This is a genomic window from Nocardia alba NBRC 108234, assembly GCF_001612665.1.
Lineage (GTDB): Bacteria > Actinomycetota > Actinomycetes > Mycobacteriales > Mycobacteriaceae > Nocardia > Nocardia alba.
The window spans coordinates 97,139-112,662 of sequence record NZ_BDAX01000004.1; the positions used below are offsets into that span (position 1 = coordinate 97,139).

Consider the following 15,524-nt stretch of genomic DNA (forward strand, 5'->3'; position numbering starts at 1 on the left):
ACCAGGAACAGCCTGGGTAGGCGATGTGGAACACCCGGTCGGTGCGGGAATCAGCCCTTGAGCAGGTTGCGGGCCATCACCAGGCGCTGGATCTGGTTGGTGCCCTCGTAGATCTGGGTGATCTTGGCGTCGCGCATCATTCGCTCGACCGGGAAGTCGGTGGTGTAGCCGGCGCCGCCGAAGAGTTGGACGGCGTTGGTGGTGACCTCCATGGCCACGTCCGAGGCGAAGCACTTGGCGGCGGCGGAGATGAAGCCGAGGTTCTTCTCGCCGCGCTCGGCGCGGGCGGCCGAGGTGTAGACCATCAGGCGGGCGGCCTCGATCTTCATGGCCATGTCGGCCAGCATGAACTCGGTGTTCTGGAAGCTGGCGATGGTCTTGCCGAACTGCTTGCGATCCTTGGTGTAGGCGATCGCGGCGTCGAGCGCGCCCTGGGCCAGGCCGACGGCCTGCGCGCCGATGGTCGGGCGGGTGTGGTCGAGGGTCTGCAGCGCGGTCTTGAAACCGGTGCCGGGCTCGCCGACGATGCGATCGCCGGGGATGCGGCAGTTCTCGAAATACAGCTCGGCGGTGGGCGAACCCTTGATACCGAGCTTGTGCTCGAGCGGGCCGACCACGAAGCCCTCGTCGTCCTTGTGGACCAGGAACGAGGAGATGCCGTTGGCGCCCTTGTCGGCGTCGGTCACGGCCATCACGGTGTACCAGGAAGACTTGCCGCCGTTGGTGATCCAGCACTTGGAGCCGTTGAGGATCCAGTCGTCGCCATCGGCCTTGGCGCGGGTGCGCATGGCGGCGGCGTCGGAACCGGCCTCACGCTCGGACAGCGCGTAGGAGGCCATCTCGCCGTTGACGATGTCGGCCAGAACCTTGGTCTTGAGCTCTTCGGAGCCGTTGAGGATCAGGCCCATGGTGCCGAGCTTGTTCACGGCGGGAATCAGCGAGGACGAGCCACAGACGCGGGCGACTTCCTCGATCACGATACAGGTGGCGACCGAGTCGGCGCCCTGGCCGCCGTAGGCCTCCGGCACGTGCACGGCGTTGAAGCCGGCGGCGTTCAGCGCGGTGAGCGCCTCCTCCGGGAAGCGAGCGTTGCCGTCGACGTCCTTGGCATACGGCGCGATTTCCTTCTCCGCGAGGCCGCGAATGGCGCCACGCAGCTCGTCGTGGAAGTCCTCGAGCTTGAACAGATCGAAATCGGGGTTACCAGCCATCGGGGGCACACTCCTGGTCGTGGTCGTGATCGCTGCGATGATGCTCACAGCGCGTGTGGCGTCGGCACGCAGTGCCAACCTACCGAGGATTATACGCGCGCCACTCTATCGCCACATGCGGATATACGGGTGGCACTCAGTGTCACCACCGAAGCGTTGCGACTCCGGTGGCGTTCACAGGTTACCGAGGCGGGCGGTGAGTAGATCGGCCACCTTGCGTGGCGGCATGTCGCGCGGGAACACGGCCAGCACCAGCTCCTCCTGCTCGGTCGGCGCCCGCCTGCCACGCGGGATCATGGCCAGCTCGGTGCGCAGATCGGCCAGGGCCGCGCCCGATTCCCCGCGCACCATCCGCCGCAGCAGATAGTTGTGCGTGGCGGTGACGGCGGCCGTGTACTGCACCCGGGCCAGGTCCGGGACCTCCGGCAACCGGCCGCGCAGGAACTCGGTGAACAGGCGCTCGTACCGGAACACCGTGACGATCTCGCGCTCACGCAACGCGGGCACCCGCCGCACCACCTGATACCGCCGCACCGCGATGTCACGCCACTGCGTGAACCGCTCGAACACCCCGATCACGGCCTCGCACACCGCTTCCCACGGATCCCCCTCGACCCCTTCGAGAAATTCCTGCGCCGAGGCCAACTGGAACTCGTGATCAGCGAAGATCACATCCTCTTTGGACCGGAACTGCCGAAAGAACGTGCGCCGCGAGATCCCCGCCGCCACCGCGATCTCATCCACCGTCGTCGCCTCGTACCCCCGCTCGGCGAACAATCGCAACGCCTGATCAACCACCGTGAGCCGAAACTGCGCCGCGTCATCGTGTGCCACGGGGCTATACCGTAGTCACTGACCCGCGGCACGAATCAAGCAGGCGATTCCGGCGGCTCGGCGAAGGCCCCGATCAGCCCGGTCATCCCCGCGACGACCTGGTCGGGGGACCCGCCGCCGGCCAATCGGCGCAGTTGCAGGCCGACCAATGTCGCGACCGCCAGTGGCGCCACCGACTCGGCGTCGCCCACCCCGAGCGCACGCAGTATCGATACGGCGAGGCGATCGTAGGTGTCGAAGAATTCCGTGGTCGCGGAATGCAGGGCCGGGCGTCGGGCCGCTTGGACGAAGAGCTCGAACCACGCGACGTGGTCACCCCCGAAACCGGTGTCGGTGACGATGGCACCGAGCATCTCCCCGGCCTGCGCGAGGTCGATCTCACCGTTGGCGGCCCGGTCGGCGAGCTGGGTGAACTTCACGGTTTCCGCGGCGACGAAGGCGGCCATGCCCGCTTCGACCAGGTCGCTCTGGGTGGCGAAGTGGTAGGTGAGCGTTCCCAGCGAGATGCCCGCCTCGGCGGCGATCCGCCGATTGGTCACCGCCGCCGCGCCGTCCGCGCCCATGATCCGCACGACGGCCTGGACGATGCGTTCCCGAGCGGGCTCCACTTGTGACATGGGTCTCACTTCCCTCGGCGGCGCGGGCCGCGTTATCGTTGATTCGTTCGTTCGAACGAACGATACCAAGGATCGGAGCCCCCGGTGGCCACAGCCGTCCAGCCCACCCCCTTTCGCCAGATGCGATTCCGGGATCTTCCCGCCGAACCCGCTCGCCCCCATTCTTTCTTCCAGCTTCCGGCGGTAGATCTGCCGATGGACTCGGCCCGGTACGGCCGGGTCCGAATTCGATACCGCAGCACCGGAACCGGACCGCCGCTGTTGCTCGTCCACGGCCTGATGACCGCGTCCTACTCGTGGCGATATGTGCTGGGCGCACTCGGCGCGCATTTTCGTGTGGTGGCGGTCGACCTGCCGGGTTGTGGTCGCAGCGAAGCACCCGATGGTGCGACGTTTCGATCCGCCGAGATCGCCGAATGGCTGGGCGAATTCCAGCGCGCGCTCGGCATCGAAGGTTGTGCGGCGGTGGGCAATTCGCTCGGGGGATTACCCGTTCTCCATCGCGCGCTTGCCGACGCCGATGCGTTCCGAAAGGTGGTGATCCTGCATTCGCCGCTGTTGCCGGAATTCAAGCATCGCGCCCTCGCCGCCGCATTGGCGGTGCCCGGCGTCGCGGCCGGGCTCGCGGCATATGTGCGACGACGGCCGTTCCGATGGGCGCACCACCGCACGCACTATTTCGACGAAACGGTGAAATCGCTGGAAGAGGCGGGCGAATACGGATCCGCGCTGGCGAGCGTCGCGGGCTCGCGCGCCTTCGTGCGGCACCTGCGGGACGGTCTTCGCCCCGCCGATCTGACCGCGCTCGCGGCCACCCTCGCTGATCTCGACAGCTTCCCGGTGCCGCTGCTCGCCGTCTACGGCACCGAACCCGACCCGATCGTGTCCCCCCGGGTCGCCGATACACTCGCCGCCCACCTGCCGTCCGCGCGGATGGCACGCGTCGACCGAACCTCCCATTTCGTCCAGGTCGACCGTCCCGACGCGGTCATCGACGCCATCGTCGATTTCCTGCACCCATGAAAGTGCAGGGTTTCGCGCCGGGGTGCCGACATCCTGCGGGAGTTCCTGGACTGAGTCCCCGCGGCGACCTATCGCGCCTTCTGGCCGGTCTGATTCAGTTGCCGAGCAGTTTGTCGCGCAGGGCTTCGTCCTTGGCGAGGACCATTTTCTCGAGGTCGGCCTGGAACTGTTCCATGCGGGTGCGCAGGGACTCGTCGGAGGCACCGAGGATGCGGGCCGCCAGCAGGCCCGCGTTGCGGGCGCCGCCGATGGAGACGGTGGCCACCGGGACGCCCGCGGGCATTTGGACGATGGAGAGCAGGGAGTCCATGCCGTCGAGGTATTTCAGGGGGACGGGGACGCCGATGACGGGCAGGGGGGTGGCCGAGGCGACCATGCCGGGCAGGTGGGCGGCGCCGCCCGCGCCAGCGATGATCACCTTCAGGCCGCGGCCCGCGGCTTCACGGGCGTAGTCGAGCATGCGCTGGGGAGTGCGGTGGGCGGAGACGACGCCGACTTCGAAGCGGATGCCGAATTCGGCGAGCGCCTCGGCGGCCGCTTCCATGGTCGGCCAGTCGGAGTCGCTGCCCATGATCAGGCCGACCTGGGGTCCATTGGTGCTCACGTGGGTTCCTTAAGTGGTCGAAAGCGTTGTGGTCGAAGCGGTTTCACGCGCCGTGCGGGTCCCAGCCGTCGGTCCAGACGGCGTGCGACATCCAGTGCGCCGCCCGCTCGGCCTTTTCCCTGACCTCGGTGGTGTCCTCGCCGAGGATGTTGATGTGCCCGATCTTGCGGTCGGGGCGTTCGCCTTTGCCGTAGAGGTGCACCTTGGCATCGGGCAGGCGGGCGAACAGGTGGTGCAGGCGTTCGTCCATCGCCATCTCCGGGGCCTGCGCGGCACCGAGGATGTTCGCCATCACCGTCACCGGGGCGAGCGGCGTCGTATCACCGAGCGGGTAGTCCAGGACCGCGCGCAGGTGCTGCTCGAACTGGCCGGTGCGGGCGCCGTCCATGCCCCAGTGACCCGAGTTGTGCGGGCGCATCGCGAGCTCGTTCACCAGGAGTTCGCCGTCGTGGGTCTCGAACAGCTCGACCGCCATGACACCCACCACCCCGAGGCCGGCGGCGAGCTCGAGCGCCATGGTCTCGGCGCGCGCGGCGAGGTCCTCGTCCAGGTCCTGGGCGGGGGCGATCACCACGGCACACTGACCGTTGCGCTGCACGGTCTCCACGACCGGCCAGGTCGCGGCCTGCCCGAACGGCGAACGCGCGACCATCGCCGACAGCTCGCGCCGCAACGAGACCTTCGACTCGGCCAGCAACTGCACACCGTGCGCGAGCTGGTCGGTGACCAACCGGGTGGCCTCGGCCGCGTCGGCGGGCATCCACACCCCGCGACCGTCGTACCCGCCGCGCACGGCCTTCAGCACGAACGGCCAGCCGTGCTCGTCCCCGAAGGCGACGGCGTCGGCGACCGCGTTCACCTCGACGAACGCCGGAACCGGCAGGCCGAGCGCGGACAGCTTCGTGCGCATGGCCAGTTTGTCCTGGGCGAAGATCAGCGCCCGCGGCGGCGGCGCCACATTCACGCCCTCGGCGACCAGTACCTCGAGGTGCTCGGTCGGCACGTGTTCGTGGTCGAAGGTCAGCGCGTGCGAACCGCGCGCGGCCTCGCGCAGCGCGGACAGATTGTCGTGGCTGCCGAGTACGACGTCGGGGGTGACCTGAGCGGCGGGGTCGTCGGGCCGCTCGGCGAGCACCCGTAGACGCTGGCCCAAGGCCACCGCGGCCTGGTGCGTCATGCGCGCGAGTTGGCCCCCACCGACCATCGTGACGGTGGGCATGGCTGACGGATCGAATGAACGTGCACTCACGTCGTGCAATGTTGTCACGTCGAATGCGAATGTTTGCGACCGGTACACTCAGAACTCGTGTCAATCGTCGACGACGTGGTCAGCGTCCTTCCCCCGCGCGTGCGCGAAACCGCGATCAAGCACAATGAGCTGATCAAATTCGCCCTCGTCGGCGCTACGACGTTCGTGATCGACAGCGGCCTGTACTACTTCCTGAAATGGACGATTCTCGCGGACAAGCCATTGACCGCGAAGATCATCTCGGGCGTGGTGGCGGTGATCGCCTCCTACGTCCTGAACCGGGAATGGTCGTTCAAGAATCGCGGCGGTCGGGACAAGCACCACGAAGCACTGCTGTTCTTCGCGGTGAGCGGGATCGGGGTGATCCTGGCCAATATTCCGCTGTGGATCTCGATCTACGGGCTCGACCTCCGTGAACCCCATGTGAGTTTCATGGTCGCGAACGTGGCCGATTTCTTCAGCGCGTTCATCATCGGCAATCTGCTACAGATGGCCTTCCGCTTCTGGGCGATGCGGCGCTGGGTGTTCCCCGACGAGATCGACGACATCGTCGCCCAGCTAGAGGACCTGATCGAAGAGGAGCCCCTCGGCCAGTCCTGAGTCAGCGCGGCTCGGTCAGCGTCGCGTTCTGGGGGCGGTTGAGCTTGGAACCGAGGAACACCGCGAACAGGGCCGGGCGCCGACGCTGCAACTCGAGCCGGCCGCCGTCGGCCTCGACGAGCGCGCGGGCCAGCGCGAGACCGACACCGGTCGACCCGCCCGCGGAGAATCCACGATCGAAGATGTGCGGCGCGAGTTCGTCGCGCACACCCTCACCCTCGTCGGACACCTCCACGCAGATCAGCGGATCCCGTGAGCTCATGGTCGGGACCGTGCGCACCGAGATCGTGCAGGTACCGCCCCCGTGCATCAGGGCATTGTCGACCAGCACCGCGACGGCCTCGCGCAGCCGCGAACCGGTGATCGGGGCCTGCAGGGACTCGTCACCGAGCAGGAGTAGTTCGCGCCCGGTCTCGTGGAAGGGGTGGGTCCACTCGGTGGCGACACCGCGCAGTTCGGCCATCACCGGCACCGGATCACGGTCGGTGGCGTCTTCGTCGCGGGAGGTGCGGACCAGGTCGTCGATGGCGTCGGTGAGCCGGTCGACCTGTGCCATCGCCTCCTCGGCCTCGTGCACCACCTCGGGGTCGGCATGGGTGGACAGCTCGTCCAGACGTAAGCGAACGGCAGTCAGCCGGCTGCGTAGCTGGTGGGAGACATCGGCCACCAGCGCGTGCTCGCGTTGCAGGCGGCCCGCGATCTCGACGGTCGCCGAATCGAGCACATCGGAGACCCGGTCCAGTTCGGCGATGCCGTGGCGGCGCGGATCGGGCCGGAAGTCGCCCATCGCCAGCCGGGCCGCCCTGGCGGCCACATCGCGCAGCGGGTCGGCGACACGGCGCGCGGTCACCACCGCGACCGAGAACGCCGCGCCCAGCGAAGCGAGCACGGCCAGCGCTACCGCGGCCACCGCCTGCTCCTGCCGGGAATGCATCGGTCCGGCGGGCACCTCGAGCCGCAACGACCCGGAGGTGCCCATCGACAGCGATTCGACCAGCGGATCCGTCACCTGCGCGACGCCGATATCGGTGCGCGCGGCGTTGTCGAGCGGAGTCGGGTAGACGATGGTGAGTTTGCCGCCCTCCGGCACCAGCGCGCTCATGGCGCGCACGTCGAGCCCGTCGTGGACGGTCCCGTCGACGCGCTCCTGGGCGATCACCTCCGACGAGATCCGATCGAGGCGGCTCTGCAGATCATTGCGGGTGATGTCCTCGACCCACAGCCACGCGGTGTAGATCAGCGGCACGCCGAGCACCACCGTGGTGATGGTCAGCACGGTCAGGATCGAACGCAGGATGCGACGGCGCATTGCCGGTCAGCCTCGGTGCGAGGTGGGTCCGTCGGTATTGAGCCGGAACCCGACCCCGCGCACGGTGACGATGCGACGCTCCGCCATCGGGCCTTCGTCGCCGATCTTGCGACGCAACCAGGACATGTGCATATCGAGTGTCTTGGAGCCGCGCAGGTCGGCGTCGCCCCAGACCTCGCGCAGGATGGTCTCGCGCGCCACCACCTGGCCCGCCCTGTCGATGAGGACCTTGAGCAGCTCGTACTCCTTGTTGGCCAGGTTCACCTCGGCCCCGTTGACCAGCACGCGCCGCGCCGCGGGTTCGAGCCGGATCGCGCCGACCTCCACCGCGTCGTCACCGATTCCGCTGCGCCGCAACAGGGCTCGCACCCGGGCGAGAAGTTCGGCGAGCCGGAACGGTTTGCCCACGTAGTCGTCGGCGCCCGCGTCGAGACCGACGACGAAGTCGACCTCGTCGGTGCGGGCGGTGAGCATCAGCACGGCGAGGTCGGCGCCGCTCGCGCGCACCTGACGGCACACCTCGAGCCCGTCCATCCCCGGTAGGCCCAGGTCCAGGATCAGCAGGTCGTGATTGCCCTCGAGGGCACGGCGCAATACCGCGGGGCCGAAGCGTTCGACGGTGACGGTGTAGCCCTCGCGTCCCAGTGCGCGCGACAGGGGTGCGGCGATCGCCTCATCGTCTTCGGCCAGCAGAACAGCGGTCATCTGCACAGGTTAGGCGAAACCTCCGCCCGCGCTGCGGCCATGCGCAACGGAGCAACGTCGCGCGTCGACACCCGATCGGTGTTCGCGATCAGCGAGGACGGGCAGCTCACCGGTAGCCGCCGCCCCAGTGCTGCTCGTTGGCGGAGCGGCCCGCCTCGAACACATGGTGATAGAGCAGCGCATGGACCTGTTGGACCTGGGGCACGTCGTCGTACTCGAGTGGCTCCTCCGAGGACGAGCCGATGATCAGAGTGCCGGTGCCGAGCGCCCGGTCCAGTAGGCCGTGCCGGAACTGCACACTCGAGATCCGGCTGAGGGGGATATCGATGCCGGTATGGGTGAGTACGCCCTGGCGCACCAGCACCCGTCGACCGGTGACGATGAAATGCGTCGACTTCCAGGCGATCACGCGCGCGACGACCCGCCACGCGACGAGCCCGAGCCAGGCCAGCCCGATCAGGATCAGCAACACCGTGCGCACATGGCCGGTGGTGTTGCGCCAGGCCAAACCGCCGAGGAAACCGGCGATCGCGGTCACGACGATGAGAATGACGATGGGCCACACCAACATTTTCCAGTGCGGGTGGCGGTGCAGGATCAACTGCTCGTCGGGCGCGAGCACATCCTCCGGATAACCCATGATGCGACAGTACCGCGCCGACACATCCAGTCCGGTGACAGTCGCGCCGCATTTCTCGATGCCACGGCTGAGGCGATACTGTGGATTACACGCTAGCTGCCAGGTTTTGCCCCTTATCTGCTTGCTCGACACCAACAGTGGAGGCACGCATGACCGAAGATCTGACTCAGCTCGAAATCCTCACTGCCCTCGAACCTGTGGCCGAACAGAACCTGAACCGGCACCTCTCCATCGCCAAGGACTGGAATCCGCACGATTACGTCCCGTGGGAGGAAGGCCGCAATTTCGCCGCGATGGGCGGAATCGATTGGGAGCCATCACAATCGGGTCTCAGCGATGTCGCCAAGGCTGCGATGATCACGAACCTGCTCACCGAGGACAACCTGCCGTCCTACCACCGCGAGATCGCCCAGAACTTCTCCCTCGATGGCGCGTGGGGTACCTGGGTGGGCCGCTGGACCGCGGAGGAGAACCGCCACGGCATCGTGATCCGCGACTACCTCGTCGTCACCCGCGGCGTCGACCCGGTGGCGCTGGAGCAGGCGCGGATGGTCCACATGACCCAGGGCGCGCACGCGCCGGCGAACTGGGGCGGGTTCCTGGTCAACGTCGCGTATGTGACGTTCCAGGAGTTGGCCACCCGGGTGAGCCACCGCAATACCGGTCGGGTGTGCGAGGACCCGATCGCCGACAAGCTGCTGGCCCGCGTCGCCACCGACGAGAACCTGCACATGATCTTCTACCGCAACCTGTGCGCGGCGGCCCTCGACCTGGCCCCCGACCAGGTGATGCCCGCGATCACCAAGGTGCTCGTCAATTTCCAGATGCCGGGCGCGGGCATGCCCAACTGGCGGCGCAACGGCGTCCTGATGGCCAAGCACGGCATCTACGACCTGCGCCAACACCTCGACGAGGTGATACGGCCGGTGCTCAAGAACTGGAATGTCTTCGACCGCAACGACTTCGGCGCGCGCGGCGAGGCCGCGCGCGATGAACTCGCGCTGTTCCTCGACAAGCTGGAGAAAGACGTGCTGCGGTTCGAGGAACAGCGCGACCGACTGCTGGCACGCGAGCTCGAGGTGGCCGAGCGCGCGACCCCGAGTGCCGCGGCACGCTGATCAGTACTGACGACGGGCCCGCGCCGGGTCCGTCGTCAGTACTGTCCACGCAGGTGGGAAACGTCGCCCGCGGATACCGCCCGCTCACCGATGAGCAGTCGGCCGGTGTCGTCGACATCGGTCGCCACCCCGGTGAGCACCGTCCCGCCGGGCAGTTCGGCACGCACTTGCCTGCCGATAGTGGCGCACCGCCGGCGATACTCGCCGATGAGATCGGCTGTCTCCCAGCCCGACCGCTCCCATTCGGTGAACCGACGCGAGAACTCGGCCAGGATCGCCGCGACCAACGCGGTGCGGTCGACGTCGGGCGCGCCGGCCAGGTTCAGCGAAGTCGCGTGGGCGACAGGCAGTTCCGACTCCTCGAGGCTGACATTCATCCCGATGCCGACCACCACGGCGGGCGCGATCCCGGTCACGGCGACCTCGGCCAGGATGCCCGCGAGCTTGCGGCCGTCGAGCAGCACATCGTTGGGCCACTTCAATTCCGGCGAGACCCCCGCGGTGGCGCGCAGCGCGTCGACCACGGCGATACCGGTGAGCAACGACAACCAGCCGAGCGCGGCGGGGTCGATGCCGGGCAGGCGCGTCAGGATCGACAGTGAGATCTGCGCGCGGGGCGGACTCACCCACGCGCGGGCATGCCGTCCGCGACCACTCACCTGCTCTTCGGCCAGCAGCGCGACCCGGTCGACGGCCGGGTCGGCGGCACGGGCGACCAGATCGGCGTTGGTCGATCCGGTCGACTCGACCACATCGATCCCGTCGTAGAAAGACAGGCCCGGCGAGCTGCGTAGAACCTGTACATCGATGGGCGCCCTGTTCATTTCCGCAACGTTACTCGAGTTCGCTGTGAACGATCATGACCACACAGAGCTGCGGTTTCTCTACTGGCCGGTAGGCGAGACTGCCGTGGTGCGCGACGGTGTCACTCGTTACACTCGCAACCCATGACGAGTGTCCAGCAGCAGCCCGCATCGGAATCGGCGGGCGCCCCCGATATCCACACCACCGCCGGGAAGCTGGCTGATCTGCGGAATCGGCTGGAAGAAGCGCAACACCCGATGGGTGAGGCCGCGGTGGACAAAGTGCACGCCAAGGGCAAGATGACAGCGCGCGAGCGCATCCTCGCCCTGGTCGACGAAGGCTCCTTCGTGGAACTCGATGCCCTCGCCAAACACCGCAGCGTGAATTTCGGCCTGGAGCACAACCGCCCGCTCGGCGACGGCGTCGTCACCGGTTACGGCACCATCGACGGCCGCGACGTCTGCTTATTCTCCCAGGACGTCACCGTGTTCGGCGGTTCCCTAGGCGAGGTCTACGGCGAGAAGATCGTCAAGGTGATGGACCTGGCGATCAAGACCGGCCGTCCGCTGGTCGGCATCAACGAAGGCGCGGGCGCGCGGATCCAGGAGGGCGTTGTCTCCCTCGGGCTCTACGGCGAGATCTTCCACCGCAACGTGCAGGCCTCCGGCGTGATCCCGCAGATCTCGCTGATCATGGGCGCCGCCGCGGGCGGTCACGTGTACTCCCCCGCGCTCACCGACTTCGTGGTGATGGTCGATCAGACCTCGCAGATGTTCGTCACCGGTCCCGACGTGATCAAGACCGTCACCGGTGAAGAGGTCTCGATGGAGGACCTCGGTGGCGCGCACACCCACATGGTCAAGTCCGGCGTGGCCCACTACGTGGCCTCCGGCGAGCAGGACGCCCTCGACTACGTCAAGGATCTGCTGAGCTACCTGCCGAGCAACAACCGCGCCGAGTCCCCTCGGCACGCGCCGACCGACCCGATCAACGGCGCGATCGAGGATGCCCTCACCGACGAGGACATCGAGCTCGACACGATCATCCCGGACTCGCCGAACCAGCCCTACGACATGCACGAGGTCATCCGCCGTCTGCTCGACGACGACGAGTTCCTCGAGGTCCAGGCCGAGCGCGCGATGAACATCATCTGCGGCTTCGGTCGCGTGGACGGGCGCAGCGTCGGCATCGTCGCCAACCAGCCGACCCAGTTCGCCGGCTGCCTCGATATCGACGCCTCGGAGAAGGCCGCGCGCTTCGTGCGCACCTGCGACGCCTTCAACGTCCCGATCATCACCCTGGTCGACGTGCCCGGCTTCCTGCCCGGCACGGGCCAGGAATACAACGGCATCATCCGGCGCGGCGCGAAGCTGCTCTACGCCTACGGTGAGGCCACTGTGGGCAAGATCACGATCATCACCCGCAAGGCCTACGGCGGCGCCTACGACGTCATGGGCTCCAAGCACATGGGCGCCGATGTGAACCTGGCGTGGCCGACCGCCCAGATCGCCGTGATGGGCGCTTCCGGCGCCGTGGGTTTCGTCTACCGCAAGCAGCTGGTCGATGCCGCCAAGAACGGCGACGATGTCGATGCGCTGCGCCTCGAGCTGCAGAACGAGTACGAGGACACTCTCGTGAACCCGTATGTCGCCGCCGAGCGTGGCTACGTCGACGCGGTCATCCCGCCCTCGCACACCCGTGGCCAGATCGTGTCGGCGCTGCGGCTGCTCGAGCGCAAGATGGTGACCATGCCGCCGAAGAAGCACGGCAACATTCCGCTCTGAAAACGCGATAACCCGGATAGGCCGCGCACACTTGTTGTGGAAGACAACTATTGATCGGTGCGGCCGCACCGGGAATGATCGCGTCAACCGCGCTGTGAAGCGAAGTAAGTGCAGGAAGGATCTGGCACTGTGACAACTGTGGCAGAAGAAGACGTGTTGACAGTCGCCGAGCTCGAGCTCGTCGTCGAGCCGGACGTCGCCAAGGCTGAACTGCCTGCGGACACGGCGGCACAGGCCGCCGTCGACGTCGCGGGCGAACCGCTGTTCCGCATTCTCAAGGGGTCACCCACCGATCAGGACATCGCGGCTCTGGTCGCCGTTCTGAGCGCGGCGTCCGCCGACGCGCCCGTCGGCGGACCGAACGGACCGGCCGACGCATGGGGCAACTCGACGTTGATGCATCGGGGCACGAACCCGTTCTCGCCGTACGTGTACCCGATGCTGTCGCACCTGCGCTGAGGTGACCGACGCTGATCCCACGGTGACCAGGCTGGTGCTGGCCTCGGCCTCGCCTGCCCGGCTCAGGATCCTGCGCACCGCGGGCATCGATCCCGTGGTGCGGGTCTCGGGCGTAGACGAGGACGCGGTATCGGCGGCACTGCCCGCCGGTACCTCCTCGCACGATGTCGTCGTCGCCTTGGCTCGCGCCAAGGCGGCCGACGTCGCCGCGTCGATTCCCGAATTCGATGCCGATTGTGTCGTCGTCGGCTGCGATTCGATGCTGCTCGTCGACGGGCAGCTGCAGGGCAAACCACACACCCCCGAGGTGGCGCGCGAGCGCTGGGCCGCGATGGCGGGCCGCGACGCGGATCTGGTCACCGGGCATTGCGTGCTGCGGTTGCGCGACGGTGCGATCGTCGCCGAATCGGCCGAATGCAGCAGTACCACGGTGTATTTCGCGAAGCCGACACCGGCCGAGCTCGATACCTACATCGCTTCGGGCGAGCCGCTGAAGGTCGCGGGCGCGTTCACGCTCGACGGGCTCGGCGGCTGGTTCGTCGACCGGATCGAGGGCGATCCGTCCAGCGTCATCGGGATCGGATTACCGCTGTTGCGCCGACTCCTCGAAGACGTCGGTGTCGGTGTCACGCAGCTGTGGCGGGATTCGCGGGACTGACGGCGCGATCACGTGCTGATCCCCCGAATCCTTGGCCGGGGTGCGGTCGGGCGCGGTCATCGTCAGGTCGAGCCGGGCCGTACACAGCTCCGGCTCGACGAAGGGGTGCAGCTGCACGTCCACCCGCCCACGTGCGCCGTTCCGTTCGAGCACCTCGCGCATGAGACCCATGTGCACACCACACACCACCTCGGAGTGTGAGCGGGCCAATTCCCGCAGCGGGCACGCCGTCAGATTGATCCGGACGTGCTCCGGCGTCTCGCCGACGGGTTCTTTCTCGGGCGCGAACCCGAGCTCGGACATCAGCGACATCGTGATATCCCTGGCATCGGCGAGGGTCTCCACCGCCTGGGTGCCGATGTCCATGCGGGCTCCCCACGCGCGTCCCGCGGCGACGGCGGCGGCGGAACGAGTCACCGGATCGGAACCGAGTTGGTCGGCGAGTACCTGCGCGAGCTCCTGATATCCCACCGAGCGCTGCACCGCGCGGTAGCCGATACGCGGGCGGCCACGGCCGCGCGGGGGCTGCTGGAACTGGCGAACCAGCGACTCACGGGTGAGGACATCGAGGTGGAATCGGACTGTGGTGACGTGCTGTCCGGTGATGCGGGCCAGTTCCTGGGCATCGAGGGGCTCGGTGGCGCCACGTAGGATCGCGAGCAGTCGCCGTCGCGGCCAAGAATCGGACATAGCTCACCCCTCCTCTCCAGAGACTTTATCGGACATCCGTGCCTTTTATTCGCCCATTGTGTCTATTCGTGATGTGCCACGACACACTTACCATCGGCTGCGACCACACCGTGGTCGCAGCCACCCAACTCGCGTGAAGGACCACACCGTGCCCGTCGCCCCGGATCCGCACCCCGCCTTCGGTTCCTACGCAGTCCCACATCGATTGGTAACCACAGAATGGCTGTCCGCAAACATCGGCGCGCGTGGTTTACGAATCATCGAGTCCAACGATGACATCCTGCTCTACGACATCGGCCATGTCCCGGGCGCGGTCAAGATCGACTGGCGTGGCGATCTGAGCGACCCGGTGACCCGCGATTATATCGACGGCCGGCGCTTCACCGCACTGATGCGCGCCAAGGGGATCGAGCGCGCCGACACCATCGTCATCTACGGCGATCGTGGCAATGCCCAGGCCGCGCACACCGCGTGGATCTTCACCCTGTTCGGCCACGAGGACGTGCGCCTGCTCGACGGCGGCCGCGACGCCTGGATCTCCGAGGAACGCGACACCACCTTCGATCGGCCCTACCCCACGCCCAGCGACTACCCCGAGGTCGTGCGCGACGACACGACCGCCCGCGCGTTCCGCGAGGACGTGCTCGCCAGGCTCGGAAAGCCCCTGGTCGACGTGCGCTCGACACAGGAGTACACCGGCGAACTCCAGGACAAGCCGGGCGACCAGGAGTACGCGATCCTGCGCGAGGGACATGTGCCGACAGCGGTCAACATCGCGTGGACCGAGGCTACGACCATCGACGGCCGCTTCCGTTCGCGCGCCGACCTCGACGAGATCTACGGCGCGCTGCCTGCCGAGGATCTGGTCGTGTACAGCCGGGTGGGCGAGCGGTCCAGCCACACCTGGTTCGTCCTCACATTCCTGCTCGGTCGCAGGTCGGTGCGCAATTACGACGGTTCGTGGATCGAATGGGGCAACTCGGTGCGCGTGCCTGTTGTAACGGGCGCCGAACCGGGTGTCGCGAATCAGATCATTTGAAACATGTTCACATCACTGGACCCCGCGTAGTGTGACCTGCGACCTACTCGGCAGTAGGGCTAGCCGAGTTCGAGCGGTGTTGGCACACTGCCTACACTCGCCCGAGACGAAAGTTGTCGATACCGGGTACGGGGCCTAACCGGCGACCTGTTCCCCGAAGCGACCACAGATTGCACACAG

Annotated in this window: 17 protein-coding genes; 7 read left to right on the forward strand and 10 right to left on the reverse strand. The window is 67.3% G+C overall.

The annotated features are described in order from the left end of the window. Positions 1-50: 50 nt before the first annotated feature. The 3 genes from NA12_RS07795 to NA12_RS07805 form a co-directional block, all read right to left on the reverse strand. Positions 51-1,211, reverse strand: coding sequence for an acyl-CoA dehydrogenase (locus NA12_RS07795; RefSeq protein ID WP_067447997.1), 1,161 nt, complete (start codon positions 1,209-1,211; stop codon positions 51-53). A gap of 174 nt (positions 1,212-1,385) precedes the next feature. Next, the gene (locus tag NA12_RS07800; RefSeq protein WP_067447844.1) at positions 1,386-2,045 is read right to left on the reverse strand and encodes a TetR/AcrR family transcriptional regulator; all 660 of its coding nucleotides are present in this window, start codon (positions 2,043-2,045) and stop codon (positions 1,386-1,388) included. A gap of 35 nt (positions 2,046-2,080) precedes the next feature. Then, entirely contained in the window at positions 2,081-2,662 is a 582-nt protein-coding gene (locus tag NA12_RS07805) for a TetR/AcrR family transcriptional regulator (protein WP_067447847.1), read from the reverse strand. A gap of 84 nt (positions 2,663-2,746) precedes the next feature. Between NA12_RS07805 and NA12_RS07810 the strand changes: the two genes are divergently transcribed. Beyond that, entirely contained in the window at positions 2,747-3,685 is a 939-nt protein-coding gene (locus NA12_RS07810) for an alpha/beta fold hydrolase (RefSeq protein ID WP_067447848.1), read from the forward strand. 94 nt (positions 3,686-3,779) lie between these two features. Here NA12_RS07810 and purE read toward each other — a convergent pair whose 3' ends face one another. Next, complete coding sequence (gene purE / locus NA12_RS07815; protein WP_255284068.1) at positions 3,780-4,289, reverse strand: 5-(carboxyamino)imidazole ribonucleotide mutase; 510 nt, start codon at positions 4,287-4,289, stop codon at positions 3,780-3,782. Between the two features lie 43 nt (positions 4,290-4,332). Further along, entirely contained in the window at positions 4,333-5,538 is a 1,206-nt protein-coding gene (locus NA12_RS07820; RefSeq protein ID WP_255284069.1) for a 5-(carboxyamino)imidazole ribonucleotide synthase, read from the reverse strand. 57 nt (positions 5,539-5,595) lie between these two features. Here NA12_RS07820 and NA12_RS07825 point away from each other — a divergent pair, with 57 nt between their 5' ends. Then, positions 5,596-6,138, forward strand: a complete 543-nt coding sequence (locus NA12_RS07825; protein WP_067447850.1) for a GtrA family protein — start codon at positions 5,596-5,598, stop codon at positions 6,136-6,138. Between the two features lies 1 nt (position 6,139). Here NA12_RS07825 and NA12_RS07830 read toward each other — a convergent pair whose 3' ends face one another. The 3 genes from NA12_RS07830 to NA12_RS07840 all read right to left on the reverse strand — a co-directional run bounded on the left by NA12_RS07830 (position 6,140) and on the right by NA12_RS07840 (position 8,792). Next, entirely contained in the window at positions 6,140-7,447 is a 1,308-nt protein-coding gene (locus NA12_RS07830; RefSeq protein WP_067447852.1) for a sensor histidine kinase, read from the reverse strand. 6 nt (positions 7,448-7,453) lie between these two features. Further along, a complete protein-coding gene (locus NA12_RS07835) occupies positions 7,454-8,152 on the reverse strand; it encodes a response regulator transcription factor (RefSeq protein ID WP_056818039.1) in 699 nt (232 codons plus the stop codon). A 106-nt stretch (positions 8,153-8,258) separates the two neighbouring features. Further along, on the reverse strand, positions 8,259-8,792 hold the full coding sequence (locus tag NA12_RS07840; RefSeq protein ID WP_067447854.1) for a PH domain-containing protein: 534 nt from the start codon (positions 8,790-8,792) through the stop codon (positions 8,259-8,261). A 149-nt stretch (positions 8,793-8,941) separates the two neighbouring features. Here NA12_RS07840 and NA12_RS07845 point away from each other — a divergent pair, with 149 nt between their 5' ends. After that, positions 8,942-9,910 carry an acyl-ACP desaturase gene (locus NA12_RS07845; protein ID WP_067447856.1) on the forward strand — a complete coding sequence of 323 codons (969 nt, stop codon included), beginning with the start codon at positions 8,942-8,944 and terminating at the stop codon, positions 9,908-9,910. A 35-nt stretch (positions 9,911-9,945) separates the two neighbouring features. Here the strand turns inward: NA12_RS07845 and NA12_RS07850 are convergent, their stop codons facing one another. Continuing rightward, positions 9,946-10,734, reverse strand: coding sequence for a biotin--[acetyl-CoA-carboxylase] ligase (locus NA12_RS07850; RefSeq protein WP_067447859.1), 789 nt, complete (start codon positions 10,732-10,734; stop codon positions 9,946-9,948). 123 nt (positions 10,735-10,857) lie between these two features. Between NA12_RS07850 and NA12_RS07855 the strand changes: the two genes are divergently transcribed. From NA12_RS07855 to NA12_RS07865, 3 genes are all read left to right on the forward strand, one after another. Continuing rightward, on the forward strand, positions 10,858-12,498 hold the full coding sequence (locus tag NA12_RS07855; RefSeq protein ID WP_067447861.1) for an acyl-CoA carboxylase subunit beta: 1,641 nt from the start codon (positions 10,858-10,860) through the stop codon (positions 12,496-12,498). A 129-nt stretch (positions 12,499-12,627) separates the two neighbouring features. Next, positions 12,628-12,957: an acyl-CoA carboxylase epsilon subunit gene (locus NA12_RS07860; protein ID WP_067447862.1), complete on the forward strand. Its 330-nt coding sequence runs from the start codon at positions 12,628-12,630 to the stop codon at positions 12,955-12,957. Positions 12,958-12,979: 22 nt separating this feature from the next. Next, a complete protein-coding gene (locus NA12_RS07865; protein ID WP_067448003.1) occupies positions 12,980-13,615 on the forward strand; it encodes a nucleoside triphosphate pyrophosphatase in 636 nt (211 codons plus the stop codon). On the opposite strand, the gene NA12_RS07870 is transcribed toward NA12_RS07865, so the two are convergent. Continuing rightward, positions 13,541-14,305 carry a helix-turn-helix transcriptional regulator gene (locus NA12_RS07870; RefSeq protein ID WP_067447864.1) on the reverse strand — a complete coding sequence of 255 codons (765 nt, stop codon included), beginning with the start codon at positions 14,303-14,305 and terminating at the stop codon, positions 13,541-13,543. The genes NA12_RS07865 and NA12_RS07870 overlap by 75 nt on opposite strands. Before the next feature lie 148 nt (positions 14,306-14,453). Between NA12_RS07870 and NA12_RS07875 the strand changes: the two genes are divergently transcribed. After that, positions 14,454-15,344 (forward strand): sulfurtransferase, encoded by an 891-nt coding sequence (locus NA12_RS07875; RefSeq protein ID WP_067448004.1) that lies wholly within the window; start codon positions 14,454-14,456, stop codon positions 15,342-15,344. The last annotated feature ends 180 nt before the right edge of the window (positions 15,345-15,524 follow it).

Bases quoted from the DNA above. Each gene is read 5' to 3' on its own strand.
- NA12_RS07850 (WP_067447859.1), bottom strand. From the start codon at position 10,734: ATGAACAGGGCGCCCATCGATGTACAGGTTCTACGCAGCTCGCCGGGC.
- NA12_RS07830 (WP_067447852.1), bottom strand. From the start codon at position 7,447: ATGCGCCGTCGCATCCTGCGTTCGATCCTGACCGTGCTGACCATCACC.
- NA12_RS07855 (WP_067447861.1), top strand. From the start codon at position 10,858: ATGACGAGTGTCCAGCAGCAGCCCGCATCGGAATCGGCGGGCGCCCCC.
- NA12_RS07870 (WP_067447864.1), bottom strand. From the start codon at position 14,305: ATGTCCGATTCTTGGCCGCGACGGCGACTGCTCGCGATCCTACGTGGC.
- NA12_RS07840 (WP_067447854.1), bottom strand. From the start codon at position 8,792: ATGGGTTATCCGGAGGATGTGCTCGCGCCCGACGAGCAGTTGATCCTG.
- NA12_RS07845 (WP_067447856.1), top strand. From the start codon at position 8,942: ATGACCGAAGATCTGACTCAGCTCGAAATCCTCACTGCCCTCGAACCT.
- NA12_RS07805 (WP_067447847.1), bottom strand. From the start codon at position 2,662: ATGTCACAAGTGGAGCCCGCTCGGGAACGCATCGTCCAGGCCGTCGTG.
- NA12_RS07835 (WP_056818039.1), bottom strand. From the start codon at position 8,152: ATGACCGCTGTTCTGCTGGCCGAAGACGATGAGGCGATCGCCGCACCC.
- NA12_RS07795 (WP_067447997.1), bottom strand. From the start codon at position 1,211: ATGGCTGGTAACCCCGATTTCGATCTGTTCAAGCTCGAGGACTTCCAC.